21 protein-coding genes are annotated in these 24,589 nt (G+C 73.8%); 11 read left to right on the plus strand and 10 right to left on the minus strand.

Going from position 1 to position 24,589, the window contains the following annotated elements; genetic code table 11:
* Positions 1–299 precede the first annotated feature (299 nt).
* A complete protein-coding gene (locus ACIA8F_RS32545) occupies positions 300–2,156 on the minus strand; it encodes a phosphatidylglycerol lysyltransferase domain-containing protein (protein WP_399384219.1) in 1,857 nt (618 codons plus the stop codon).
* Between the two features lie 154 nt (positions 2,157–2,310).
* On the opposite strand from ACIA8F_RS32545, the gene ACIA8F_RS32550 reads away from it, so the two are divergent.
* Positions 2,311–3,417, plus strand: a complete 1,107-nt coding sequence (locus ACIA8F_RS32550; protein ID WP_399384220.1) for an alpha/beta hydrolase-fold protein — start codon at positions 2,311–2,313, stop codon at positions 3,415–3,417.
* 18 nt (positions 3,418–3,435) lie between these two features.
* On the opposite strand, the gene ACIA8F_RS32555 is transcribed toward ACIA8F_RS32550, so the two are convergent.
* Complete coding sequence (locus tag ACIA8F_RS32555; RefSeq protein WP_399384222.1) at positions 3,436–4,461, minus strand: ABC transporter ATP-binding protein; 1,026 nt, start codon at positions 4,459–4,461, stop codon at positions 3,436–3,438.
* Positions 4,462–4,594: 133 nt separating this feature from the next.
* On the opposite strand from ACIA8F_RS32555, the gene ACIA8F_RS32560 reads away from it, so the two are divergent.
* The 4 genes from ACIA8F_RS32560 to ACIA8F_RS32575 all read left to right on the plus strand — a co-directional run bounded on the left by ACIA8F_RS32560 (position 4,595) and on the right by ACIA8F_RS32575 (position 8,341).
* Positions 4,595–5,320, plus strand: a complete 726-nt coding sequence (locus ACIA8F_RS32560; RefSeq protein WP_399384223.1) for an ABC transporter permease — start codon at positions 4,595–4,597, stop codon at positions 5,318–5,320.
* Entirely contained in the window at positions 5,320–5,985 is a 666-nt protein-coding gene (locus ACIA8F_RS32565) for an ABC transporter permease (protein ID WP_399384224.1), read from the plus strand. Before ACIA8F_RS32560 ends, ACIA8F_RS32565 begins: the two co-directional genes overlap by 1 nt.
* A gap of 57 nt (positions 5,986–6,042) precedes the next feature.
* A complete protein-coding gene (locus ACIA8F_RS32570; protein WP_399384225.1) occupies positions 6,043–7,035 on the plus strand; it encodes an ABC transporter substrate-binding protein in 993 nt (330 codons plus the stop codon).
* Between the two features lie 97 nt (positions 7,036–7,132).
* A complete protein-coding gene (locus tag ACIA8F_RS32575; protein ID WP_399384227.1) occupies positions 7,133–8,341 on the plus strand; it encodes a hypothetical protein in 1,209 nt (402 codons plus the stop codon).
* A gap of 85 nt (positions 8,342–8,426) precedes the next feature.
* Here ACIA8F_RS32575 and ACIA8F_RS32580 read toward each other — a convergent pair whose 3' ends face one another.
* The 3 genes from ACIA8F_RS32580 to ACIA8F_RS32590 are packed head-to-tail and all read right to left on the minus strand — an operon-like array spanning position 8,427 to position 10,800.
* Positions 8,427–8,642, minus strand: a complete 216-nt coding sequence (locus tag ACIA8F_RS32580; RefSeq protein WP_399384229.1) for a hypothetical protein — start codon at positions 8,640–8,642, stop codon at positions 8,427–8,429.
* A gap of 52 nt (positions 8,643–8,694) precedes the next feature.
* Positions 8,695–9,612, minus strand: a complete 918-nt coding sequence (locus tag ACIA8F_RS32585) for an arylamine N-acetyltransferase (protein ID WP_399384231.1) — start codon at positions 9,610–9,612, stop codon at positions 8,695–8,697.
* Positions 9,613–9,657: 45 nt separating this feature from the next.
* On the minus strand, positions 9,658–10,800 hold the full coding sequence (locus ACIA8F_RS32590; protein ID WP_399384232.1) for an NADH-quinone oxidoreductase subunit D: 1,143 nt from the start codon (positions 10,798–10,800) through the stop codon (positions 9,658–9,660).
* A gap of 101 nt (positions 10,801–10,901) precedes the next feature.
* Between ACIA8F_RS32590 and ACIA8F_RS32595 the strand changes: the two genes are divergently transcribed.
* Positions 10,902–11,393, plus strand: coding sequence for a PH domain-containing protein (locus tag ACIA8F_RS32595; RefSeq protein ID WP_399384233.1), 492 nt, complete (start codon positions 10,902–10,904; stop codon positions 11,391–11,393).
* Between the two features lie 173 nt (positions 11,394–11,566).
* Complete coding sequence (locus ACIA8F_RS32600) at positions 11,567–12,901, plus strand: PH domain-containing protein (RefSeq protein WP_399384235.1); 1,335 nt, start codon at positions 11,567–11,569, stop codon at positions 12,899–12,901.
* Between the two features lie 94 nt (positions 12,902–12,995).
* Here ACIA8F_RS32600 and ACIA8F_RS32605 read toward each other — a convergent pair whose 3' ends face one another.
* Together ACIA8F_RS32605 and ACIA8F_RS32610 are read right to left on the minus strand one after the other, a co-directional pair.
* Entirely contained in the window at positions 12,996–13,691 is a 696-nt protein-coding gene (locus ACIA8F_RS32605; protein ID WP_399384237.1) for a response regulator, read from the minus strand.
* Positions 13,692–13,693: 2 nt separating this feature from the next.
* Positions 13,694–14,893 carry a sensor histidine kinase gene (locus ACIA8F_RS32610; protein ID WP_399384239.1) on the minus strand — a complete coding sequence of 400 codons (1,200 nt, stop codon included), beginning with the start codon at positions 14,891–14,893 and terminating at the stop codon, positions 13,694–13,696.
* 106 nt (positions 14,894–14,999) lie between these two features.
* Here ACIA8F_RS32610 and ACIA8F_RS32615 point away from each other — a divergent pair, with 106 nt between their 5' ends.
* Complete coding sequence (locus ACIA8F_RS32615; RefSeq protein ID WP_399384241.1) at positions 15,000–15,998, plus strand: SAM-dependent methyltransferase; 999 nt, start codon at positions 15,000–15,002, stop codon at positions 15,996–15,998.
* Positions 15,999–16,180: 182 nt separating this feature from the next.
* Here the strand turns inward: ACIA8F_RS32615 and ACIA8F_RS32620 are convergent, their stop codons facing one another.
* From ACIA8F_RS32620 to ACIA8F_RS32630, 3 genes are all read right to left on the minus strand, one after another.
* Positions 16,181–17,731: a M20/M25/M40 family metallo-hydrolase gene (locus ACIA8F_RS32620; RefSeq protein WP_399384242.1), complete on the minus strand. Its 1,551-nt coding sequence runs from the start codon at positions 17,729–17,731 to the stop codon at positions 16,181–16,183.
* A gap of 266 nt (positions 17,732–17,997) precedes the next feature.
* Entirely contained in the window at positions 17,998–19,122 is a 1,125-nt protein-coding gene (locus ACIA8F_RS32625; RefSeq protein WP_399384244.1) for a DUF5937 family protein, read from the minus strand.
* Positions 19,123–19,228: 106 nt separating this feature from the next.
* Positions 19,229–20,674 carry a threonine aldolase family protein gene (locus tag ACIA8F_RS32630; protein ID WP_399384246.1) on the minus strand — a complete coding sequence of 482 codons (1,446 nt, stop codon included), beginning with the start codon at positions 20,672–20,674 and terminating at the stop codon, positions 19,229–19,231.
* A gap of 41 nt (positions 20,675–20,715) precedes the next feature.
* Here ACIA8F_RS32630 and ACIA8F_RS32635 point away from each other — a divergent pair, with 41 nt between their 5' ends.
* From ACIA8F_RS32635 to ACIA8F_RS32645, 3 genes are read left to right on the plus strand one after another with little or no spacing between them, the layout of a single operon-like run.
* On the plus strand, positions 20,716–21,744 hold the full coding sequence (locus ACIA8F_RS32635; RefSeq protein ID WP_399384248.1) for a Rossmann-like and DUF2520 domain-containing protein: 1,029 nt from the start codon (positions 20,716–20,718) through the stop codon (positions 21,742–21,744).
* Positions 21,741–22,763, plus strand: a complete 1,023-nt coding sequence (panC, locus tag ACIA8F_RS32640; protein WP_399384249.1) for a pantoate--beta-alanine ligase — start codon at positions 21,741–21,743, stop codon at positions 22,761–22,763. Before ACIA8F_RS32635 ends, panC begins: the two co-directional genes overlap by 4 nt.
* Positions 22,760–24,580, plus strand: coding sequence for an L-aspartate oxidase (locus tag ACIA8F_RS32645; protein ID WP_399384251.1), 1,821 nt, complete (start codon positions 22,760–22,762; stop codon positions 24,578–24,580). The genes panC and ACIA8F_RS32645 overlap by 4 nt, the downstream gene beginning before the upstream one ends.
* Positions 24,581–24,589: the final 9 nt, after the last annotated feature.

Genomic DNA, 24,589 nt, shown 5'->3' on the forward strand with positions numbered 1-24,589 from the left:
CCGGGGGGGGGGGCCCGCGTTTGGTTTACTTGGTGCCCCGGGTTGGGCCGGGGGCCTGGGCCGCGCCCGGGGGGGGGGGGGGGGCGGGGGGGGGGGGGGCGGGGGGGGGGGCGGGCGGGGCGGGGGGGGGGGGGGGGTGCCGCTGCGCGGGCTGCTCCCCGCCCCGCCCTTCCTCCGTTCCCCGGGGCTGCGCCCCGGACCCCCTCGGGGGCTCCGCCCCCGGACCCCCGCGCCTCAAACGCCGGCGGGGCTGGATTCGGGCTCGCCGGGGCTGGATTCGGGGGTTCGGGCCGGATTCCTCAGGCGGCGCGCACCTTGCGTTCCGTCTGGGTGGGGACGGACGGGGACGGGACGTGGTGGTGGGCGCAGGTGCGGACCGGCTTGGGGCGGCGGCGGGCGGCGAACAGGCGGGGGAGGGCCAGGGTGACGAAGCCCTCGGCCTGCATCGCGGCGAAGCCGATGCGGGGCAGGTCCCGGGTGGTGCGGAAGACCACGAAGCGGGGCTCCCAGCGCGGGCGGAACTTCGCGTTGAACTTGTAGAGCGACTCGATCTGGAACCAGCGCGAGAGGAACACCAGCAGGCTGCGCCACATCCGCAGGACCGGGCCGGCGCCGATCTTCTCGCCGCGGGCCAGGGCCGAGCGGAACATCGCGAAGTTCAGGGAGACCTTCTCGATGCCGAGCGCCGGGGAGGCCTCCAGGGAGGCGACGATCAGCAGCTCGTTCATGCCGGGGTCGGCAGCGCGGTCGCGGCGCATCAGCTCCAGCGACATGCCGTCCGCGCCCCAGGGGACGAAGTGCAGGACGGCCTTGAGGTCGCCGAAGGGGGAGGTGTCGCCCTCCTCGACGCGGTGCGCGGTGGCGATGTAGCAGTCGCCGTCGCCCGGGTCGCCGACGCGGCCCAGGGCCATGGAGAAGCCGCGCTCGGTGTCGGTGCCGCGCCAGGCCTCGGCTGCGCCGCGCACCTGCTCCAGCTCGGTTTCGGTCAGCTCGGAGACCCGGCGGACCCGGGTGGTGTAGCCGTTGCGTTCGATGCGCTTGACCATCTGCCGGACGTTGCGCATCGCCCGGCCGGAGAGCGAGAAGTCTTTGACGTCGACGATCGCCTCGTCCCCGAGCTCCAGGGCGTCGAGGCCGGTCTCGCGGGTCCAGACCTCGCCGCCGGTCTCGCTGCAGCCCATGACGGCGGGGGTCCAGGAGTGGGTCTTGGCCTCCTCCATGAACCGCTCGATGGCGCCGGGCCAGGCCTCGACGTCGCCGACGGGGTCGCCGGAGGCGAGCATCACGCCGGAGACGACGCGGTAGGTGACGGCGGCCTTGCCGCTGGGGGAGAAGACGACGGCCTTGTCGCGGCGGAGCGCGAAGTGGCCGAGCGAGTCGCGGCCGCCGTGCCGGGCGAGCAGCTCGCGGAGCTTGACCTCGTCGTCGGCGGTGAGCCGGGCGGCCGGGTGCTCGGGGCGGAAGGCCAGGTAGATGGTGGTGACGGCGGTCAGCATGCCGAGGGCGCCCAGTGAGTAGCCGACGGTCCAGGACACCCGGCCGGCGTAGTCGACGGGGCCCTCGAAGCCGAAGAGCCCGTAGACGACGTGACTGATCTGCTCATAAACACCCGGATTGCCTACAACGCGGCCGGGGTGCGAGTTGACGATGACCAGACCGAGGCCGATCGAGCCCGCGCTCATCAGGACGAAGTTGGCGAGCGCCTTCCAGCGGCTGCGCGGGTCGGGCAGCGCCTTGAATTCACTCTGGTGGCGCAGCAGGAGCGCCAGCAGCACCGCCGCGATGACCACGCCGATGACCGAGTGGCGGTACGTGAACTGCGCGACGGCCCCGGCCGGCAGCAGCACCACGGCGGCCCGCCAGGCGCGGCGCTTGCGGCGCTTGAGCCCGTGGGCGAGCAGCAGGAGCAGGACGCCGGCGCTGAGGGCCAGGGCGGCGGCGAAGGGGCCGACGGAGCCGGGCAGCACCTCGGTGACCGCGTGGATGCGGCTGTGCCGGAAGCGCGGGAAGACCCCCGCGGCGATGTCCAGCAGTCCGACGACCGTGACGGCGGTGCCCACGACGCCGGGGACGGACTCCGGTCGGGGGCCTCGGAGGATTCGGCTGACAGGCTTCGGAACCTGTCCCGACTTATCGCCATCTATCCTGCTAGACATCGCTTCCCGTTGCTCCGCGAGAGATCATGTGGCCGAAGGCCGCTGGGGCTCTTCGTTGGGTGGTGCGTCCACTAGGACGACATCGAGGGGGAGCGGGTTCACTCTTCCGTCGAGAAAAAATCTAGTCCTGCCATAGAAAGTCGACTGACTGCTCATGGGTCTCACCAGTAATACGGTTCTGGCGCTGGCCATCCTTGCCGGGGTGCTGCTGTTCGCGGCCACGGTGTGGTTCTGGCCGAAGCTCTCGGGCCGCTCCTGGCGCTCGGTCCTCGGCCGGATCGGCCTCCTCCTGGCGACACAGCTGGCGATGTTCGCGGCGATCGGACTCGCCGCGAACAAGTCGTTCCTCTTCTACGGTTCCTGGGCCGACCTCTTCGGCCAGGAGACGTCGATCGGCAAGGTAGTCGACCACTCCATGAGCAGCGACGACATCAAGGTGGTCGACAAGCAGCACCTCGACGTGCCCGGCGGCGCCAAGCCCCCGGTCGGCGGGCAGATCCTGAAGGTGTCCATAACGGGCCAGAAGTCGAAGATAACGAGCCCCGGGTACGTGTGGCTGCCGCCGGAGTACTTCCAGCCGCAGTACAAGGACAAGAACTTCCCGGCCTCCATCGTCCTGACGGGCTACCCGGGCATGGCGGAGAACCTGATCAAAGGGCTCGACTACCCGATGAAGGCCTTCAGCCTGTCCAAGGCGGGCAAGATGAAGCCGATGATCCTGGTCATGATGCGGCCGACTCCCGGTGCGCGCGACACCGAGTGCGTGGACATACCCGATGGCCCGCAGACCGAGACCTTCTACGGCCAGGACCTCCCGCAGGCCATCCAGAGCACCTTCCGGGTCGGCAAGAAGCCCGGGAACATGGGCTTCATCGGCAACTCCACGGGCGGTTACTGCGCCCTGAAGATGGCCGCGCACTACCCGCAGAACTTCGGTGCGGCCGCGGGACTGTCCGCGTACTACGAGGCCGCGGACGACCCGACGACCGGTGACCTCTTCCACGGGGACGACCAGTTGAAGGCCCGTGCGAACGTGCTGGAGGCCGTCAAGGCCAAGCAGCCGACGGGCACGTCCTTCCTCGTCACCAGCAGCGAGAAGGGCGAGCCGAACCTCGCCGGCACGAAGAAGTTCATCAAGCTGGTCAAGGGCCCGGACCGGGTCTCCTCGATCATCCTCGACAGCGGCGGCCACAACTTCAACACCTGGCGCCGCGAGATCCCGCCGATGCTGGTGTGGATGAGCGGCCGGATCCAGGCGTAACGGGCGCCCGGCCCCGGCTCAGGCCTCCTGCAGCCGGGCCCGGCGCAGCGCCCGGTGCACCCCCTCCGGGGTGAGTACGCCGATCAGCGCGCCGGTGGCGGGATCAGTGACCCCGATCCGGCCCGAGTCCTCTTGGAGCAGCAGCGCGAGCGCCTCGCGCAGACTGGCCCCCAGCGCCACTTCGGCGGTGGGGGCCTTTCCGTTGCCGGAGGCCGGGTCCGCCGGGTCCGCCGGGTCCGCCGGGCCGGTCGGGTCGGTCGGGTCGGCGAGCTCGGTCAGGTCGGCCTCCGTCACGGGGGTGACCGCGAGCCGCTTCAGCCCGCGGTCCGCGCCGACGAAGCCGGCCACGTAGTCGGTCGCCGGGGCGCCCAGCACCTGCGCCGGGCGGGCGAACTGCTCGATGGTGCCCGCTCCGTAGACGGCGATGCGGTCGCCGAGCCGGACCGCCTCCTCCAGATCGTGCGTGACCAGCAGGATCGTCTTGCGCACGGTCCGCTGGAGTGCCAGGAACTCGTTCTGCAGCCGCTCGCGCACCACCGGGTCGACCGCGCCGAACGGCTCGTCCATCAGCAGCACCGGCGGGTCCGCGGCGAGCGCCCGGGCCACGCCGACGCGCTGGCGCTGCCCGCCGGAGAGCTGCTCCGGGTAGCGGCCCCCGTAGACGGCCGGGTCCAGTCCGACCAGGTCGAGGAGCTCGGCGGCCCGCGCGCGGGCCTTGGCCTTCGGGGTGCCGATGAGCTGGGGCACGGTGGCCGTGTTCTCCAGCACCGTCTTGTGCGGGAACAGCCCGACCTGCTGGATGACGTAGCCGATGCGCCGGCGCAGTTCGACCGGGTCGGCCTCCGCGATGGCCTCGCCGTTCAGCAGGATCCGGCCGGAGGTCGGCTCGATGAGCCGGTTGACCATCTTCATGGTGGTCGTCTTGCCGCAGCCGGACGGGCCCACCAGGGTGACCAGTTCGCCCTCGGCGACCTCGAAGGACAGGTCCGCGACGGCGGTCGTCCCGTCGGGGTACCGCTTGGTCACTTGCTCGAATCGGATCACCCCGCCATCTTTCCCTACCCGCGGGGTCCGTTTGTGAAGGGCGTGTTGCCCGTGTGCGAAGGATTCCGGCCATTGTCCGTGCCGGGGGTTATGGTCGCTCCTACGTGCGGTCGGTGACGGGGGGTGAGGAGCGATGGCAGGACAGAGCTGCCTGGTGGCGAACGACTGGATCTGCTGGGAGTACGTGACGTCCCGCTCCCAGGAGCTCACCGACGCCACCCTCGAACACATCTGGATCACGGGCGTGTCGGTGCTGATCGGCATCGCCGTGTCCGTCCCGCTCGCCCTGCTGGCGCGCCGCGGCCGGCACTGGGCGGCCCCCGTCCTGGGCATCACCACCCTGCTCTACACGGTCCCCTCGCTCGCCATGTTCTCCCTGCTGCTGCCGGTCTTCGGACTCTCGGCGGCCCTGGTGGTGACCGGCCTGGTGCTGTATTCGCTGACCATCCTCGTGCGCAACGTGCTGGCCGGTCTCGAAGCCGTGCCCGAGGACGTACGGGAAGCCGCGCGCGGGATGGGGTACGGACCGGGCCGGCTGCTGTGGCAGGTCGAGCTCCCGCTGGCGCTGCCCGCGCTGCTGGCCGGCGTGCGGATCGCGACCGTCTCCACGGTGGCGCTGACCACCGTGGGCTCCATCGTGGGCAAGGGCGGCCTCGGCAACCTCATCGCACCCGCCGTGAACAGCTCCTTCAAGGCGCAGGTGCTCACCGCCTCGGTGCTGTGCGTGCTCCTCGCGCTCGTCGCGGACCTGGCGCTGCTCGGCGTCCAGCGGCTGCTGACGCCCTGGACCCGTGCGAGCCGCCCGACGCGGGCCGAGCGCGCCGCCCGTACCGCCGACGTCACCGCGGGAGCCGTCTGATGGGAGTACTGGGACAGGCCTGGGACTGGCTGGCCGACGGGGCCAACTGGTCCGGGGAGAGCGGAGTCTGGCACCGGCTCGGCGAGCACGTGTACGTCAGCGGCGTCGCCCTGGCCCTGGCCTGCGCCCTCGCCCTCCCGGTCGGACTGTGGCTGGGCCACCTCGGCAAGGGCGGCGGCCTCGCCGTCAACGTCTCCAACGTCGGTCGGGCCGTACCGGTCTTCGCGGTGCTGGCGCTGTTCATGGTCTCCCCGCTGCGCAACGCCGGGTACGTGCCCACCATCGCCGCGCTGGTCCTGTTCGCCATCCCGCCGCTGCTGACCAACGCCTACGTCGGCATGCGCGAGGTCGACCGCTCGGTGGTGGAGGCCGCCCGGGGCATGGGCATGTCCGGCCGCCAGCTCTTCTGGCGGGTGGAACTGCCGCTCGCGCGCGGCCTGGTCATGACGGGGCTGCGCTCGGGCGCCGTCCAGGTCATCGCCACGGCCACCATCGCCGCCATGGTCGGCCAGGGCGGCCTCGGCCGGATCATCACCGCCGGCTTCAACACGTACAACACCCCGCAGGTCGTCGCGGGCGCCCTGCTGGTCGCCGCGCTGGCCCTGCTCGTGGAGGGCGCGCTGGTGGCGGCCGACCGGCTGCTGCCGGGCGCGGCCACCCGCTGAGCGAGCCCCGACGCATCGGCCCACCCCTTGCCGGCCCACCCCTTGAAGGAGATTGAGATGAGCAAGTCCACGCGCGCCCTCGGCGCGGCCCTGGGTGCCGTCGCCCTGACCGCATCGCTCGCCGCGTGCGGCGGCGACAGCCTGGAGAAGACCAAGGACGGCGGCTCCTCCGCCGCCGCCTCCGGGTCGTCCGAGGGCGCCAAGGGCGGCAAACTGGTGATCGGCGCCGCCGGATTCACCGAGTCCAACGTGCTGGCCGAGCTGTACGCGCAGGTCCTCAAGGACGCCGGCTACGACACCTCGATCACCACGGTCAGCAACCGCGAGCTGTACGAGCCCTCGCTGGAGAAGGGCGAGATCGACGTCGTCCCGGAGTACGCGGCGACCCTCGCGGAGTTCCTCAACGCCAAGGTGAACGGCTCCAAGGCGCCGACGGAGAAGCCGGTCGCGTCGAGCGATGTGACGGCGACGGTGGCGGCCCTGGAGAAGCTGGCGGGCCCGCTGGGCCTGAAGGCGCTGCCCGCGGGCTCGGCGGTCGACCAGAACGCCTTCGCGGTGAGCAAGGAATTCGCCACGAAGAACAATCTCAAGACCCTTTCCGATCTGGGCAAGTCCGGTCTGAAGGTGAAGATCGCTGCGGGTGACGAATGCGCGGTGCGGCCCTTCTGCGCCCCCGGATTGAAGTCCGCGTACGGAATCGACGTTTCCGGTATCGACCCCAAGGGCGTCGGCACCCCGCAGGCCAAGCAGGCGGTCAAGGACGGCGCGGACCAGCTCGTCCTGACCACCACCACGGACGCCACCCTCGACACCTTCGGCCTGGTGCTGCTGGAGGACGACAAGAAGCTCCAGAACGCCGACAACGTGCTCCCGGTGGTCAATGCCAAGGACGCCGGCGCCCCCGAGATCGCGGCCGCCCTCGACAAGATCACCAAGGCGCTCACCACGGCCGACCTGGTCGAGCTGAACCGCAAGGTCGACGCCGAGCGCGCCAAGCCCTCGGATGTCGCGAAGGCCTATCTGGAGTCCAAGGGCCTGCTGAAGAAGTAGGAGTTGCGCCTTTCGTGCGCCAAGTGCGGTAACCGCTCGGAAACAGATTCCCGGGCGGCTACCCCACACCCCGTCCACTCCCTGTAAATTTCAGGCCATGCCCCGTGGACGCCACCGCAATCCCGAACCTCTTCACCGGCTGCTCACGCCGACGGCCGTCGCCGGTGTGTCCGTCGCCGGCGCCGGAGCCGCCTGGCTGCTCGCGGAACCTATGGCGCTGCGCCTGCTCGTGGCGCTCACCGCGGCCGCCGGGCTGGCCGGCGCCGTCGTCATGCGCTCGTGGGACCTGGCGGCCGGCCGCCGGGTCAGCGAGCTCGGGCGCGAACGGGTCAAGGACGAGTGGCGCACCGACGAGCGGATAGCCGAGCTCGAATCCGACCTCGAAGAGGCCCGGGTGCTGCGCGGCAAGCTCGACGCCAAACTGCGCGCCAAGCGGGTCGAACTCGCCGGTCTGCGCGGGGAGCACGCCTCCCTGCTGCGCCGGTACGCCACCGCGGAGACCGAGCGGGCGAGCGCCCTGGAGGGACGCCGGCTGCTGGCCATCGAGGCCGCGGCCCCGGCGGCCCCGGCCGCTCCCGCCTCCGAGGGTCCCAAGGAACTTCCCGCGGTGTCCGAGGAGCGCACCAGCGCCGGTGCGGCCACCTCGGTGGGCTTCGCCCGCGCCCACGCCGCGCTGTCGGCGCTGGCCGGCGGACCGGCCCGCAAGCCGGGCGGCACGTCGCCCGGCAAGGGCCCCGGCAAGGGACCCGGGACCGCCGCGCCCGCCCGGCCGGCGCAGACCGGCCCCGCCGCGCTGTCCGCGGCCCCGGTCGCTCCCGCCCTCTCCGCCGCCCCGGCCGGCGCTCCCGCCGCCCCGGCGAAGCCCGCCGAGCTGGAGGCGCACTCCCGCCCCGCGCTCACCGGCCCCGTGCCCGCGGGCCCGGCGGCGGCCGTCCCCGCGCGCCGGCTCGCCGCCGCGGTGGCCCCGTACGCCGCGCAGCGCCGCCCGGCCTCGCGCGTCGAGGGCGGCTTCGACTTCTTCGGTACGAAGACCGCGGCACAGGCCCGCGCGGCCATCGAGTCCGTCCAGAACGAGGACCTCGCCGACGTCGTCGGCGCCGAGGCCCTCGCCGTCCACGAGGCGGAGTCCGTGCAGTCAGTCCAGTCAGGCCAGTCCGTCCAGGACGGGGCGGCCCCCGCGGCCCCCGCCGGCACCGCCGAGGCGGCCGCCGACGAGCAGCCCGCCGGCGGCCAGGTCATCGACCTGACCGCCCATGACGAGACCGAGCCCATCGACGTGGTGCAGCTGCGCACCGCGATCTCCTAGCGCACCGGGAGCTCTTGGCGCAGCGCGCCCTCCGAGGACGGCGGCGGCGCCGCGCCGGTTGCGGGCGCCGGCCCCCCGTTCGCGTCTAGAACAGCGGGAGTTGGCCCGGGAGCGGGGACAGGGCGAAGCCGTCCAGGGTGGGGGCCGAAGCCCCGAGGGTCACGCGGGCGCGGGAGCCGGGGCAGGAGACGAGGTCCCCGCGGCCCCGCCCGGCGGGCGGGTCGTGGCGGGCGATCCGCCCGGCGGTGACGGCGCAGTCGCGGCCGCAGGAGGGGCAGGCCCGGCGGGGTGAGAGGGACATCCCCCAAGTCTGCCCTGCCCCACGGACATCGGCCCGCCCTGCCGCGGCGGGGTCAGCCCGCGCGGGCGGCTCCGCGGCCGGCCGCCCAGCTCGCGTGGGCCCGGTCCACCCGGGTCCACAGGGCCGTGCGGTCCGTGGGGGTCAGATCGTCGAGCGCCCGGCCGAAGAGCCCCTCGAGCGCGGCGAAGAACTCCTCCGGGCCGTCGAGCACCCGCTCCGTGTTCCCCCGCGCCGGGTCGATCCGGCTCAGCACCCGCCCCCGCAGGGCGTCGATGCCGTCCGCATCGCGGCGCAGGGCCGCGAAGGTCCGTACGAAACCGGAGTCCCCGGAGGTCGACAGCCGCAGGTGCTCGGCCTCGAAGGCGGCCGCCGCGGCCGTCCCGGCGGGCTCCGCGCGGAAGTTCACGAGCGGGGCGGAGCTGCCCGGGTGCCGGTACAGCCAGCCGATTCCGGGCAGCCGCTCCAGGGAGTAGGCGAAGGACCCCTGGCGGTACGTGCCTTCGCGCAGCGGCAGCGGCTCGTGCGGGCCGTCGCCGAGCCCGGCGTCCACGTAGTAGACGCCCGCCCCGTCCGCCTCCGCGCCCGGCACGCGGACGGTGAGCGCCAGGTGGTCGCCGCTCACGCCCCGCAGGGCGTCCTCGGCCTGTGATTCCTTGTACACGCCGCCCACGTGGCGGGTGACCTCGTAGCCGAGGTGGCCGAGGAGTGCGGCGAGGGCCCCGTTGAGGTGGAAGCAGTAGCCGCCGCGTCCGGCGGCGAAGCGGCGGGCCGACAGCTCGGGGTCGATGCCGGGGGCGCGGCCGAGCTGGATGTCGACGTTCTCGTAGGGGACGCGCTCCAGGTGCGCCCGCTGGAGGGCGAACAGCCCGGCCACGGACGGCGCGCCGGGCTCCTCGATGCCGAGCCGCCGCAGGTAGGCGGCGTACATCCCGGGGTGCGGGTGCGGGCCTGCTGAGGTACCGGAGGTCATATCGGCAGCCTAGGCCGCGGGTGTGACAGCGTCCGCGGGCCCCGGCTACTTGTCGATGTCGCCGACGACGAAGAACAGCGAGCCGAGGATCGAGACCATGTCCGCGACGAGCTGTCCGGGGAGCAGCACCGCGAGCGCCTGGATGTTGTTGTAGGACGCCGAGCGCAGCTTGAGCCGGTACGGGGTCTTCTCGCCCTTGGAGACCAGGTAGTAGCCGTTGATGCCGAGGGGGTTCTCGGTCCACGCGTACGTCTCGCCCTCGGGGGCCTTCAGCACCTTCGGCAGCCGCTGGTTGATGGGTCCGGGGGCCAGCTCCGCCATCCGGTCCAGGCAGGCGACCGCGAGGTCCAGCGCGTTGTGGGTCTGCTCCAGCAGGACCTCGAAGCGGGCCAGGCAGTCGCCCTCGGTGCGGGTGACGACCTTCAGGACGTCCTGGAGCTCGCCGTAGGCGAGGTACGGCTCGTCGCGGCGCAGGTCGAAGTCGACGCCGGAGGCGCGGGCGATGGGGCCGGAGACCCCGTACGCGTGCACGGCCTCGGCGGACAGGACGCCGACGCCGCGGGTGCGGGCGCGGAAGATCTCGTTGCCGCGCACCAGGTCGTCGTAGACGTTCATGCGCGTGTTCACGTCGGCGATGGCGGCGCGGGCCCGGCCCAGCCAGCCGGCGGGCAGGTCCTCCTTGAGGCCGCCGACGCGGTTGAACATGTAGTGCATGCGGCCGCCGGAGATCTCCTCCATGACGGCCTGGAGCTCCTCGCGCTCGCGGAACGCGTGGAAGATCGGGGTGATCCCGCCCAGCTCCAGGGGGTACGAGCCGAGGAACATCAGGTGGTTCAGGACCCGGTTCAGCTCGGCGAGCAGGGTCCGCATCCACACGGCCCGCTCGGGGACCTCCATGCCGAGCATCCGCTCGACGGCCATGACCACGCCCAGCTCGTTGGAGAACGCGGACAGCCAGTCGTGGCGGTTCGCGAGCATCACGATCTGGCGGTAGTCGCGGGCCTCGAAGAGCTTCTCGGCGCCCCGGTGCATGTAGCCGACCACCGGCTCGGCGCTGACGATGCGCTCGCCGTCCAGGACGAGGCGCAGGCGCAGCACGCCGTGCGTGGAAGGGTGCTGGGGGCCGATGTTGAGCACCATGTCGGTGCTCTCCGCCGCGCCGCCGATGCCGACCGTGGTCTCCGTCATGGCGGCATTGTCTCAGCCGGAGGGGGCGGGGTGCGGCCCGGTCCGGATTGCGGATCCGGGAGCGGCGGCCGGCAGGGCACGCACCGACCTAGGGTGGGGGGATGGACACGGGGACAGAGGATGGGGCGGGTCCGCCCGAGTGGGTGGGGCTGCGGACAGGGCTGCTGACGGTGCGCAGGCTGCTGCTCGCGCTGTGGATGTCCGTCTTCGCGGTGGTGACGGCCGTCGTGCTGGGGCTCGCCGTCGGGCCGGGGTGGGCGGCGCTCGGCGGGTTCTGGCTGGTGGTGCTGGCGTGGGGCTGGGTGATGCTCGGGCGGAACTGGCGGTCCTGGCGGTACGCGGAGCGCGCGGACGACCTGCTGATCAGCAGGGGCGTGATGTGGCGGGAGCAGACCGTGGTCCCGTACGGGCGGATGCAGCTGGTGGAGGTGACCTCGGGGCCCCTGGAGCGCCGCTTCGGGCTGGCCACCGTGCAGCTCCACACGGCCGCGGCGGCGACCGACGCCACGATCCCCGGACTCGCGCCCGAGGAGGCGGAACGGCTGCGCGACCGGCTGACGGAGCTCGGCGAGGCAAGGTCGGCGGGCCTGTGACGCCGCCGGCGCAGGCGGGCCCGGCGTCCGGGGGCGCGCAGGATCAGGGGACTGGGACTGGGACTGGGACTGGGACTGGGACTGGGACTGGGACTGGGACCGGGACCGGGACTGGGACCGGGGCGGGCACCGGGACCGGGACCGGGACCGGCACCGGCAGCGAGGCCGGGCCGGTGGTCCCCGGGTCCGGCGCCGTCGGGCCGGCCGTCGTCGGGCCCGGCCAGGAGCGGCGGCTGCACTTCCTCACGCCGCTGCGCCGCGCCTGGGTGCCCATCGCCGCGACCATCGGCATCGCCGCCCAGCAGGGCGAGAACCTCGCCGAGTGGGTGACGGGCGTCTCCACCGCCCTGCGGGTCCTCGCGCTGGCCGCGCTGGTCCTCGTCTTCGGCGTGTACGGCTTCCTCAGCTGGTGGTTCACCCACTACGCGGTCACCGACACCGAACTGCGCATCCGCAGCGGGCTCCTCTTCCGCCGCACCGCGCACATCCGCCTCGACCGGATCCAGGCGGTCGACGTCACCCGCCCGCTGCTGGCCCGCATCGCGGGCGTCGCCAAGCTGCGGCTCGACGTCATCGGGACCGAGGCCAAGGACGAGCTGGCCTTCCTCGCGGAGCAGGACGCCGTCTCGCTCCGTGCCGAACTGCTGGCCCGTGCGGCCGGCTTCGCCCCGGCCGAGGCCCCGCTCCTGGGCGAGGCCCCCGACCGGGAGCTGCTCCGCGTGGGGCCGCGCGATCTGGCGGTGTCCCTGGTGCTCACCCTGACCACCTGGGCGGTCCTCGCCGGCGCGATCGTCGGCCCCGGGCTCCTGTGGTGGCTCAGCTCCAGCCCCTGGGTGGCCCTCGCCGCGCTGCTCCCGGTGCTGGGCGCGATGTGGGCGGCGAGCGCCGGGCGTTTCCTCACCGAGTACGACTGGCGGGTCGCCGAGTCCCCCGACGGGCTCCGGCTGGACCACGGCATGCTCGACCGCGCCCACGAGACGGTGCCGCCGGGGCGCGTGCAGACCGTACGGATCGTCGAGCCGCTGCTGTGGCGCAGGCGCGGCTGGGTCCGGGTGGAGCTGGCGGTGGCCGGCTCGAAGAACGACGTCCTGGTGCCGGTGGCCACCCGGGCCGCCGCCCACGCCGTCGTCGCGCGGGTGCTGCCCGGCGTTGACCTGGGGGGCCTCGTCTTCGAGCCCTCGCCCCGGAACGGCTCGCGCTGGGTGGTGCCGGTGTGGTGGAAGGGGTACGGCCTGGCCGTCTCCGCCGACGTGTTCGCGGCCCGCCGCGGCCGCCTGTGCCGGCGTACGGAGATCGTCCCGCACGCCAAGGTGCAGAGCGTGCGCCTGACCCAGGGCCCCTGGGAGCGTGCCCGCGGCGTGGCGGACGTCCACGTGGACACCGGCGCGAACGCCACGGTCGCGGCCCGCCTGCGCGGCGCGGCGGAGGCCGCGGACCTGCTGCACGCCCAGGCGGCCCGCTCCCGCACCTCGCGCGCGGCGGCCCGCCCGGACCGCTGGATGACCTGACGGCGACGCCGACCGCGGAGGCGGGAGGCTGCGGCGGGCGGACCCGGGGACCGCGGACCGCCCCGCCGCCCCGCCGCCCCGCCGCCCGCGCGGGCTACGCCGTCCCGCCGCCGCCCGCGCGGACCAGGCCGGTCTCGTACGCCAGGACCACGACCTGCACCCGGTCGCGCAGGTCCAGCTTGGTCAGGATGCGGCCCACGTGGGTCTTGACCGTGGCCTCCGACAGGACCAGGCGGGCGGCGATCTCGCCGTTCGACAGGCCCTGGGCGACCAGCAGCATGACCTCGCGCTCGCGCTCCGTCAGCCGCTCGACGTCCTTGTTGCGCGGCTCCGCCGAGGTCGACGGCAGCATCGGCGCGAACCGGTCCAGCAGCCGGCGCGTGGTGGACGGGGCGACGACCGCGTCGCCGCTGTGCACCGAGCGGATCGCGGCCAGCAGTTCGCCCGGCGGGACGTCCTTGAGCATGAACCCGCTCGCGCCCGCCTTCAGGCCCGAGAAGGCGTACTCGTCGAGGTCGAAGGTGGTCAGGATGATGACCTTGGGGTGTTCCTCGGGCTCGCAGATCCGCCGGGTCGCCTCGACCCCGTCGAGACGGGGCATGCGGACGTCCATCAGCACCACGTCGACCTTGGTGGCCCGCAGCACCTCCAGCGCCTCCAGGCCGTCGCCGGCCTCGGCGACGACCTCCATGTCGGGCTGCGCCGCGAGCACCATCCGGAAACCGGTGCGCAGCAGGACCTGGTCGTCGACCAGCATCACGCGGATGGAGGGGCCGGTGGGGAAGGACATGGTCACCTTTTCTTCAGGGGGAGCAGTGCGCTGATCCGGAAGCCGCCACCGGGCCGGGGGCCCGCGTCGAGGGTGCCTCCGACCATACCGATGCGTTCGCGCATGCCGATCAGCCCGTGTCCGGCGCCGTCCGCGCCGCCGTCGGTGTACAGCTCGCGGGCCGCGCCCCGGCCGTCGTCCTCGACGAGCAGGCCGAGCCCGTCGTCGAAGTAGACGAGGCGCACGCTGGCCTTCGCATCGGGGCCGCCGTGCTTGCGGGTGTTCGTCAAGGCTTCCTGGACGATCCGGTACGCCGTCAGCTCCACGCCGCTGGGCAGCTTGCGGGGGGCGCCCTCGACCTCGAAGTCCACTTCGAGCCCGGCCACCCGTACCTGCTCGACCAGGACCTCGATCTGCTCCACGTCGGGCTGCGGCACGTAGTCCTCGGAGTCCTGCGGCTCACCGGTGCGCAGGACGCCCAGCAGCCGGCGCATCTCGGCGAGGGCCAGGCGCCCGGTGCCGGAGATGGTCTGCAGGGCCTCCTTGGCCTGCTCGGGGGCCGCGTCCATCACGTAGGCGGCGCCGTCGGCCTGGACCACCATCACCGAGACGTTGTGCGCGACCACGTCGTGCAGCTCGCGGGCGATCCGGGCCCGCTCGGCGGCGACGGCCACCTTGGCCTGGGCCGCGCGCTCCTGCTCCAGGCGCTGGTTGCGTTCGACGAGCTGGGCGTAGTAGGCCCGGCGGGTGCGCAGCGAGTCGCCCATCACCCAGGCGAGGGCGAACGGGACCATCATGAACACGACGAAGAGCAGGTTGTCGGTGGCGGAGTTCGTCTTGTCCACGCCGACGCGCAGGAAGAACAGCGTGGAGGCGGACAGCCCCCAGCCGAGGGCCGTGCGGGAGACCCAGCGCGGCACGTCGGAGGCGGCGACCGTGAAGAGCACGAGGAGCATCGCGAAGTCGTAGAAGTTCGCCTGCGCGCCGATGGCCAGCTGGTAGAGCCCGGTGCCCACGGTGAGCCAGAAGACCGGGACGGTCCACTTGCGGCGCAGCGCGACGGCCGCGCTCAGCGCCACCACACAGGGGGTGGCGAGCAGCGCGGCCTTGGTGCCCGTGTGCATCGAGGCGACGATGGCCATCGAGAACCCGAAGAAGAGGACAGCCCAGAAGCTGTCGACGCCCGTCGGGTGTCTGCGGAGGAAATCGTAGAGGCGCTGCACGTAACCCAGAGTAGGGACAGCCGATAGGTGCTGGAGTCAACCAGAGGGGCGATCCGTGCGACGCGCGAGTACTACCCGAGGTGGAGGCGGCCATAACCTTTCAGCGATGAGCACTCAGGGTGAAGCCGCCGCGCAGGCGGGTCCGGTCCGCTGGCGGACGGCGATGGAGCGGGCCCTGTACGGCCCCGACGGCTTCTACGTACGCCCCGGCGGGCCCGGCCCCGCGGGCCATTTCCGCACGTCCGTGCATGCCTCGCCGCTGTACGCGACGGCCGTGGCCCGGCTGCTCCTGTGGGTGGACGGGGAGCTCGGCCGCCCGGAGGAGCTGGACCTGGTCGATGTCGGGGCCGGGCGCGGGGAACTGCTGGCCGGTGTGCTGGCGGCGCTGCCGCCGGAGACGGCCGCGCGGGTGCGGCCGTACGGGGTGGAGCGCGCGGAGCGGCCCGCCGGGCTCGACGGGCGGATCCGGTGGGTGAGCGAGCCGCCGCGGGGCACCCGCGGACTGCTCTTCGCCAACGAGTGGCTCGACAACGTACCGCTGGACCTCGCCGAGGACGGCCGCTACGTGGAGGTCGCCCGGGACGGCACGGAACGCCCGGGCGGCCCTCTGGACGGGCCCGACCTGGCCTGGCTGGAGCGCTGGTGGCCGCGGGCGGGCACGCAGGAGGGCACGGGCCGGGCGGAGATCGGGCGGCCGCGCGACGAGGCCTGGGCGGCGGCGGTCGCGACCGTGGAGCGGGGGCTCGCGGTCGCGGTGGACTACGCCCACACCCGGGAGGCCCGGCCGCCCTTCGGGACGCTGACCGGATTCCGCGCCGGGCGGGAGACCGCCCCGGTCCCGGACGGGAGCTGCGACGTCACCGCGCACGTGGCGCTCGACGCGTGCGCGGGGCCGGGGGCGGCCCTGGTGACGCAGCGCGAAGCGCTGGCCGCGCTCGGGGTCTCGGGGGCGCGGCCCCCGCTGGCCCTGGCCTCCACCGACCCGGTGGCGTACGTCCGCGCGCTGTCCCTGGCCGGGGAGGCCGCGGAGCTCACGGCGCGCGGCGGGCTCGGCGACTTCGGCTGGCTGGTCCAGCCGGTGGGAGTGGGCGGCTGGCCGGGCTGACGCCGCCGGGGAAAATTCAGCCCCTCCGGCGTGTGAGGAGCGGGCCCGGGGGCTGGCCCCCGGGAACGGCGCCGCACCCGGCAACGGGTCCGGGCGGAGCCCGGGGAACGGGCGAAGGGCGGGTAGGGGACCCGGCGCCGCGCAGCGGCTGCGCCGGATGCCCCACCCGCCCCGGAGGGGCGCTACTCCGACGCGTGGTCGTGGCCCTCGTGGAGGCCACCCCCGCTGCCCCCGCCGGTGCTCGGCACCGAGACGACCGGCCGGCTCAGCGGAGCCAGGTCGTACGCGTAGTGCCCCACCGCGTCCGCGATGACGTCGACGTTGATGTCGAGCGCCTTCTGGTCGATGTTCTTGATGGTGTCGCCCTTGCCGTGGTAGTTCACGTCGTACGCGACCCCGGCCTGCCCGCCGAACTTCGCCGCCTGCTCCGGAGTCTTGATGCCCTCGGCGCCCGTGAACGTACCGCCCGAGGGGATGCCGACCTCGATGAACGGGCCGTAGTCGGAGCGGCCGGAGAAGTCGGTGCCCTCGCGCGGGATCTTCTTGGAGTCGAGGAAGTCGTTGATCCCCTTCTCCAGCTGCGCGGAGCCCTCGGGGCCGGGGCCCGAGCCGACCTTGTCCGAGTCGTCGCCGTCGTAGACGAAGTACGCGGCGTTCGGCGAGGCGATCATGTCGAAGTTCAAGTAGAGCTTGATCTGCTTCTTCTGGGCGTCCGTCAGCCCGGCGACGTACGCCTCGGAGCCGAGCAGGCCGAACTCCTCCGCCGACCACCAGGCGAACTTGACCTTGTTCTTGATCTTCGTCTGGCTGCTCGCGAGCTTCTGCGCGACCTGGAGGATGCCGGCCGAGCCGGAGCCGTTGTCGTTGATGCCCGGGCCCGCCGTGACGGAGTCCAGGTGCGCGCCGAGGAAGACAGTGTTGTTCGCGTCTCCGCCCCGCGTCTCCGCGACGACGTTGTACGTCTTGCGGTTCTCCCGGAACTCGCGGATGTCGAGGGTGACCTCGACCGGTCCCGCGGCGGCCTCCGCGGCGAGCCGCTCGCCCTCGGCCAGCGTGACGCCGCCGGTCGGGATCTTGCCCGCGTCGGCCGAGCCGATGGTGCCGTTCAGGGCGCCCTCGGTGTTGTTGTAGATCACCGCGCCGGCCGCACCGGCCGCCGCCGCGTTCTCCTGCTTGACCGCGAAGGCGCAGCCGCCGCGCTTGATCAGCGCGACCTTGCCCGTGAAGGCGCCCGCGGCGAAGTCGCCGGGCTCGCAGCCGTTGGTGCCGTCGGCGTCGACCGGGGCGACGGCGATCTGTGCCGTCACGCCGTTCGCCGGGCCGCTGGCGGTGTACGTCATCAGCTTGATCGGGACGTCGCGGCCGGCCGGGCCGTTGACCTTCAGGGTCTCGGCGACCGTCGCGACGTACACGAAGTCGAACTCGTTCTTCGTGACCTTGTATCCGGCCGCGCGCATGACGAGCTCGACGTACTGGGCCGACTGGACGTGTCCCCTGGAACCCGCCACGCGGGTGCCCTTGTTGAAGTCGGCGATGGCCTGGAAGACCTTCAGGTGGTTGTCGGCACCCTTGCCGGTGGAGTCCTTGACCAGCTTCCGGGCCAGTGCGTCACCCCGGGCGGCGTCGCTCTGCGGGCTGCCGGTGGCACCGGCCGGCCCGGCGAGGAGCAGCGGGGAGACGAGGGCCGCGGCCGCCAGGGCGGCGGTGGCTGCGGCTATACGTCGTGAGGGCATGAAGGTCCTTCCACGGCAGATGCGCGTGCGCGGGGCATCGGGGCGCACGGGCATACGGGCATGCGTATAGAGGTGTGTCCTTGCAGACGCAGGTCAGGTGCAGTGCGCCGGGTGGGGGAGCGGTGGACGCACGTTAGGCATCAAGTGGCGGCCATGGCCAGACTTTTCACTGATTCCGGTTTGTGAAATCCGTATATCGGAGCATCTGAGCCGTCGAGTTCCGGCCACTGCCCGCTCTCCGCTCTCCGCTCTCCCCGCGGGGAGGCCTACCGCAGGATGCCCTCGATGAAGTCGGAACCGATCCGTGCGACCGCCGCCAGGTCCAACTGGTGCTGGACGTACCGGCCTTGGCGACGGGTCTGGGTCAGCCCGGCCTTCCTCAGCACCGCCAGATGGCGGGACACCTCCGGGGCGGTGATCCCGTGCGCGGCCGCCAACTCGCCGGTCGTGTACGGGGCGCGCGCCAGGTTGCGGCACAGCATCATCCGCATCGGATGGGCCAGTGCCTCCATGCGCCGCTGCAACAGCTCCACCGACCCCGGGGAGGAGGCCAGTTCGGGAGAGCCGAGCGGGTAGTGGATCACCGGACGCCAGCCGGGGGCGTGCAGCACCAGCAGGTGGGGCCAGCCGAAGTTCGTGGGCACGAAGAGCAGGCCGTCGCCTATTCGGGGATCGGTCGCGGTGGTGGACCCGTGGACCATCTTGTCGACGCTGACCGTGGTCAGCCCCTCGTCGACGCTCAGCGCCGCGGAGACCTCCTTCAGCACGGCCGGCAGCCCCTTGCGCCGCAGCAGCTCCGTCTTGTGCCGGACGTCCGCGCTCTGGCGGGGCCCGATGCGGCGCCAGGTCTCCGCGAAGAAGGCCTCGTCGCAGTCCTCCATCAGCCGGCGCAGCCAGACCCGGACGCCGGCGGTGTCGTCGAGCACCCGCACCGCGAAGGCCAACTGCTGCGGCCCGCGCGCCGAGGCCGTCTCCAGGGCCTTGGCCCGGGCGAGCGGGTCCGAGAGCGGGGACGGGCCGTCGCCGTCGTTGTACAGGGCCAGCCGGCAGTGCTCCAGGGCGGCCGTCACGAACCGCTCGTCGTCCAGCCGGTCGAGTACGTCGAGCTCCGCGGCCAGGGTCGCGGCGGGCAGCCCCGACCCGCCGGGAATCCCGGCGAAGGCCATGAACAGGTCGGCGAAGGAGCTGCGCCACATGAAATCGCCCTCCAGCAGCCGGTCCGCGAGGTCCGGATCGAGCGCGGCGGCGGTGGTGGAGGTCCAGGAGGCGAGCCCGGGGTGGTGCCCGGGCTGGGAGAGCGCGTGCAACGCCATGCAGAGCTCTGCGAGGGGGGACGGCGCGAAGCCGATCCGCTCCGCGGGGAGCCCGGTGATGTCGATGGTGACGCTCATCGGATCATTCTGCCGCCCCCCGACCCACCCGCCGCCCAGGCCACGCCCCCTTCGCCCACCCGGACCATCCCCGCCCCCGCGACACGCCCCTGGGGCCGGCCCCCGGCTACAGGCGGGCCACGAAGGCGGTCACCGCCGTGGTGACGTCGGCGTTCGTCCAGGTCAGGCCCGGGCGGGTGACCTCGAGCTCCGTCACCGACAGGCCGGGCGGTCCGTCGGGGGACCAGCGGCGGAACAGGACCGTGCCCGTCTCCTCCGCCAGGCGGACGCCCGCCTCGGTGAGCCGGTCCGCGTCGTACGGGAGCCACACCTGGAACTGGTGGGTGTGCGGAACCTCCGGGTGGACCCGGAACCAGGGCACCTCCGGGGCCGCTGCGAGCGCCGAGGACAGGGCGGACGCCACCGAGCGGGCCTTGGCCACGTAGGAGGGGAGCGCGGGGAGCTCCCGTTCCAGCCCGGCCAGGGCGGACAGCGCGGCCGGGAACTGGCGGAAGATCTGGCCCCCGTACCGGTGCCGCCAGACCTTCGTCTCCGCCACGAGCGAGGCGGATCCGGCGAGGGCGGCCCCGCTGAGGCCGCCGAGGGACTTGTAGAAGGAGACGTACACGGAGTCCGCCAGCGCCGCGATCTCCGGCAGCGACCGGCCGAAGTGGACCGTCGACTCCCACAGCCGGGCGCCGTCGAAGTGGACCACCGCGTCCCGTTCGCGGGCGGCGTCCACCAGGGCCGACAGCTCCTCCCAGGTCGGGAGCAGGAAGCCCGCGTCCCGCAGCGGAAGCTCCAGCATCAGCGTCCCGAACGGCTCCGGCATCTCGGCGATCTCGGCGGCGGTCGGCTGGCGCGGTTCGCCCGTCGGGTGGGCGGTGCGCAGCCCCGAGACGGCCGACAGCGCGCCGCCCTCCCAGCGCTCCGGGTGGCTCATGGGGTGCAGGGCCACCACCGGGTTCCCGGTCCGGCCGGCCCAGCAGCGCAGGGCGATCTGCTGGGCCATGGTCCCGGTCGGGAAGAACGCCGCGTCCTCGGTGCCGAGCAGCTCCGCGACCCGCCGCTCCAGCCGCTCCACGACGCCGTTGCCGTAGACGTCGCCCGGCTCGTCGGGGTCCGGGGCCAGCCCGCCCAGCTCCGCCAGCAGCTCGCCGACCGTGGCCTCCCGCAGGCTGTCCGACAGTTTCCGGCGGGCCGCCCGCCCGGCGGCCACCATCCGCGCGGCCACCTCGTCCGCGGCCACCTCGGCGGCCCGCTCGGCGGCCTCCTGTTCGGCGGCCTCGTCGGCGAGGTCCGTCACCCGCCCGGCCGCCTGCTCCCGGGCCGCCCGCTCCCCGGCCCCGTCGAGGGCCTGCTCGGCGCCCCGCTGGGCAGCCGCGGCCGGCTCCGGGACCCGCTCCGCGCCCCCGGCCGGCTCCGCCGCCGCATCCGGTTCCGCGATCCGCTGCGCCCCCGCGTTCCCGCCGGGGCCCGCGCCCGCGCCGCCCGGCCCCGTACGCCCGGCCCGTTCCGCCCCCGGGTCCGGTTCCGCCCCCGTGGCCACCGTCCGCTCCGTGTCCTGGTTCATCCCCCGATCATCGCCGACCGGCCCGCACACCAGCAGCTAGCATGGCGACGTATCGTCCGGTACCCCCCGCGGACCGGAACGGAACGGAAGGCCTCCCCCGCGTGAACACAGCCCCCCAGGCGGAGCGCCCCGCCCGGCTCTCCGTCGGTGTCGTCGGAGCCGGCCGGGTCGGTCCCGCGCTGGCCTGCGCCCTGCAGCAGACCGGGCACCGCCCCGTCGCCGTCTCCGGGGTCTCCGACGCCTCGCGGCGCCGGGCCGAGCGGATGCTGCCCGGCGTGCCGGTGGTGTCGCCCGCCCAGGTGCTCCAGGCCTCCGACCTCGTGCTCCTGACCGTTCCCGACGACGCGCTGCCGTCCCTGGTGGAGGGCCTCGCCGAGACCGGCGCGGTCCGCCCCGGACAGCTCCTCGTCCACACCTCGGGGCGGTACGGGGTCTCCGTGCTGGACCCCGCGCGCCGCGCGGGCGCGCTGCCGCTGGCCCTGCACCCCGCGATGACCTTCACCGGCACCGAGGTCGACGTGCAGCGCCTCGCGGGCTGTTCCTTCGGGGTGACCGCCCCCGACGAGCTGCGGCTCGCCGCCGAGGCCCTGGTCATCGAGATGGGCGGGGAGCCCGAGTGGATCGCCGAGGTGAACCGCCCGCTCTACCACGCGGCCCTCGCACTCGGCGCGAACCACCTGGTCACCCTGGTCGCCCAGTCGATGGAACTCCTGGGCAAGGCGGGCGTCGAGCACCCGAACCGGATGCTCGGCCCGCTCCTCGGCGCGGCCCTCGACAACGCCCTGCGCTCCGGTGACGCCGCCCTGACCGGCCCGGTGGCCCGCGGTGACGCCGGTACGGTCGCCGCGCACGTCTCGGAGCTGCGCAAGCACGCCCCGGGCACCGTCGCCGGGTACCTCGCGATGGCCCGTACGACCGCCGACCGCGCGCTCGCGCACGGCCTGCTCAAGCCCGAACTGGCCGAGGACCTCCTCGGCGTCCTGGCCGACGGCGCGAACGGCATCGACCCCGGCCAGCCCGGCCGCCCCGGCCACCCCGGCCCCGAGGGAACCGAAGGCGGCGAGCTGTGATCCTCCTCGACACCGCCGCGGCCCTGCACGGCCTGCCGCGAGCCGCAGCCACCGAAGCCGCCGCAGACACCGCCGCCCGCCGCGCCGTCGTCATGACCATGGGCGCCCTCCACGAGGGCCACGCCACCCTGGTCCGCACCGCCCGCGAGCACGTCGGCCCCATCGGCCAGGTCGTGGTCACCGTCTTCGTCAACCCCCTCCAGTTCGGGGCGAACGAGGACCTCGACCGCTACCCCCGCACCCTCGACGCCGACCTGGCGATCGCCGAAGCGGCCGGAGCCGACGCCGTGTTCGCCCCGGCCGTCGACGAGGTCTACCCCGGGGGCGACCCCCAGGTCCGGATCACCGCCGGCCCGATGGGCGGCCGCCTCGAAGGCGCCACCCGGCCCGGCCACTTCGACGGCATGCTGACCGTCGTCGCCAAGCTGCTCCACCTCACCCGCCCCGACCTGGCCTTCTTCGGCCAGAAGGACGCGCAGCAACTGGCCTTGATCCGGCGGATGGTGACCGACCTGAACTTCCCCGTGGAGGTGGTCGGCGTACCGACGGTCCGCGAGCCGGACGGGCTGGCGCTGTCCTCCCGCAACCGCTACCTCTCCGCCAAGGAGCGCGGCGCCGCCCTCGCGCTGTCCCGCGCCCTGTTCGCCGGCCGCGACCGCCTCGCCGCGCAGGCCGCCCTGCGCGCCCGCGCCGAGGCCCAGGCCCCGCCGGCCGGGGACGAGCGGGCCAGCGGCCTGGCCCGGCTCGGCGAGATCCGCGCCTCCGCCGACGCCCACGCCGTCGCCGCGGCGGGCGCCGGGCTGCCGGAGGCCGTACGGGCCGCCGCGCGGCACGTCCTGGAGGAGGCGGGCCGTCACGAGCCGTCGCTCGTCCTGGACTACCTGGCGCTGGTGGACCCCCAGGACTTCACCGAGGCCGGCCACGGCTTCACCGGTCAGGCCGTACTGGCCGTCGCCGCGAAGGTGGGCGCGACCCGTCTGATCGACAACATCCCATTGGAGTTCGGAGCACAACCGTGAGCACCCCAGGCAGAGGCCCCGCAGCAGCGGGCACCAGCACCGGCATACGGCTCCACGCCCAGGCGCCCGGCTGGTCCGTGGACGCCGATGTCGTGGTCGTCGGGTCCGGAGTCGCCGGACTGACCGCCGCGCTGCGCTGCGCGGCCGCGGGCCGCCGTACCGTCGTGGTCACCAAGGCCCGGCTCGACGACGGCTCCACCCGCTGGGCCCAGGGCGGCATCGCCGCCGCCCTCGGCGACGGGGACACCCCCGAGCAGCACCTCGACGACACCCTCGTCGCGGGCGCCGGACTGTGCGACGAGGCGGCCGTCCGGCTCCTGGTCACCGAGGGCCCCGACGCCGTGCGCCGGCTCATCGCGACCGGCGCCGTCTTCGACACCTCCGCGGAGACCGGCGAGATCGAGCTGACCCGGGAGGGCGGCCACCACCGCCGCCGCATCGCGCACGCCGGCGGGGACGCCACCGGCGCCGAGATCTCCCGCGCGCTCGTCGAGGCCGTCCAGGCCGCCGGCATCGAGACCGTCGAGAACGCGCTGGTCCTGGACCTGCTCCTGGACGCGCAGGGCCGTACCGCGGGCGTCACCCTGCACGTCATGGGCGAGGGCCAGCACGACGGGGTCGGCGCCGTCCACGCGCCCGCCGTGATCCTCGCGACCGGCGGCATGGGCCAGGTCTTCTCCGCGACCACCAACCCGTCGGTCTCCACCGGCGACGGAGTGGCCCTCGCGCTGCGCGCCGGCGCCGAGGTCTCCGACCTCGAATTCGTCCAGTTCCACCCCACCGTGCTCTTCCTCGGCGCCGACGCCGAGGGCCAGCAGCCCCTGGTGTCGGAGGCCGTCCGCGGCGAGGGCGCGTACCTCGTCGACGCCGGCGGGGTCCGCTTCATGACCGGCCAGCACGAGCTCGCCGAGCTCGCCCCTCGCGACATCGTCGCCAAGGGCATCATGCGGCGCATGCAGGAGCTGGGCACCGAGCACATGTACCTCGACGCCCGGCACTTCGGCGCCGCGATGTGGGAGCAGCGCTTCCCGACCATCCTCGCCGCCTGCCGCTCGCACGGCATCGACCCGGTGACGGAGCCGATCCCCGTCGCCCCGGCCGCGCACTACGCCTCCGGCGGCGTACGGACCGACCTGCACGGCCGCACCACCGTCCCCGGGCTGTACGCCTGCGGCGAGGTCGCCTGCACCGGGGTGCACGGCGCGAACCGGCTGGCCTCCAACTCCCTGCTGGAGGGCCTGGTCTTCGCCGAGCGCATCGCCGACGACATCATCGGGAACCCGCCCGCGGGCACCGGCCCCGGCATCCCCGTCCCGGCCACCGGCCCCCTCCAGCCCGCCGAGGCGCGCTACGAGATCCAGCGCATCATGACCGACGGCGCGGGCGTGCTCCGCTCCGCCGCGTCGCTGAGCCGGGCCGCCGCCGCGCTCGAAGCCCTGTACGCGACGGCGCTGACGGAGCTGGAGACCCACGGCAAGACCGCCGTCCCCGGCACCGAGACCTGGGAGGCCACCAACCTCCTGTGCGTGGCCCGGGTGCTGGTCGCCGCCGCCCAGCGGCGCGCGGAGACCCGCGGCTGCCACTGGCGCGAGGACCACCCCGACCGGGACGACACCGCCTGGCGGCGCCACCTGGTCGTCCGCCTGTCGGAGACCGAGCGGCGGGCGCTGGTCGTCACCGCCACGGACTCGGCGGACTTCCCCTCGGTACGGGTCCCCTCGAACGCGGACGGCACAGACACCGCAGACAGCACAGACACCGCACACAGCACCGACAGCACAGCCCCCACCGGCAGCAACCAAAGCCTGGAGCCGTAACCGTGAGCA

The sequence above is a fragment of the Streptomyces sp. NPDC051563 genome, from assembly GCF_044454225.1.
Lineage (GTDB): Bacteria > Actinomycetota > Actinomycetes > Streptomycetales > Streptomycetaceae > Streptomyces.

Coding starts and splice junctions, on each gene's coding strand:
- ACIA8F_RS32615 (WP_399384241.1), top strand. CDS start 15,000: ATGAGCACTCAGGGTGAAGCCGCCGCGCAGGCGGGTCCGGTCCGCTGG.
- ACIA8F_RS32635 (WP_399384248.1), top strand. CDS start 20,716: ATGGCGACGTATCGTCCGGTACCCCCCGCGGACCGGAACGGAACGGAA.
- ACIA8F_RS32625 (WP_399384244.1), bottom strand. CDS start 19,122: ATGAGCGTCACCATCGACATCACCGGGCTCCCCGCGGAGCGGATCGGC.
- ACIA8F_RS32605 (WP_399384237.1), bottom strand. CDS start 13,691: ATGTCCTTCCCCACCGGCCCCTCCATCCGCGTGATGCTGGTCGACGAC.
- ACIA8F_RS32545 (WP_399384219.1), bottom strand. CDS start 2,156: ATGTCTAGCAGGATAGATGGCGATAAGTCGGGACAGGTTCCGAAGCCT.
- ACIA8F_RS32560 (WP_399384223.1), top strand. CDS start 4,595: ATGGCAGGACAGAGCTGCCTGGTGGCGAACGACTGGATCTGCTGGGAG.
- ACIA8F_RS32580 (WP_399384229.1), bottom strand. CDS start 8,642: ATGTCCCTCTCACCCCGCCGGGCCTGCCCCTCCTGCGGCCGCGACTGC.
- ACIA8F_RS32630 (WP_399384246.1), bottom strand. CDS start 20,674: ATGAACCAGGACACGGAGCGGACGGTGGCCACGGGGGCGGAACCGGAC.
- ACIA8F_RS32595 (WP_399384233.1), top strand. CDS start 10,902: ATGGACACGGGGACAGAGGATGGGGCGGGTCCGCCCGAGTGGGTGGGG.
- ACIA8F_RS32585 (WP_399384231.1), bottom strand. CDS start 9,612: ATGACCTCCGGTACCTCAGCAGGCCCGCACCCGCACCCCGGGATGTAC.
- ACIA8F_RS32565 (WP_399384224.1), top strand. CDS start 5,320: ATGGGAGTACTGGGACAGGCCTGGGACTGGCTGGCCGACGGGGCCAAC.
- ACIA8F_RS32575 (WP_399384227.1), top strand. CDS start 7,133: ATGCCCCGTGGACGCCACCGCAATCCCGAACCTCTTCACCGGCTGCTC.
- ACIA8F_RS32550 (WP_399384220.1), top strand. CDS start 2,311: ATGGGTCTCACCAGTAATACGGTTCTGGCGCTGGCCATCCTTGCCGGG.
- ACIA8F_RS32570 (WP_399384225.1), top strand. CDS start 6,043: ATGAGCAAGTCCACGCGCGCCCTCGGCGCGGCCCTGGGTGCCGTCGCC.
- ACIA8F_RS32590 (WP_399384232.1), bottom strand. CDS start 10,800: ATGACGGAGACCACGGTCGGCATCGGCGGCGCGGCGGAGAGCACCGAC.
- ACIA8F_RS32620 (WP_399384242.1), bottom strand. CDS start 17,731: ATGCCCTCACGACGTATAGCCGCAGCCACCGCCGCCCTGGCGGCCGCG.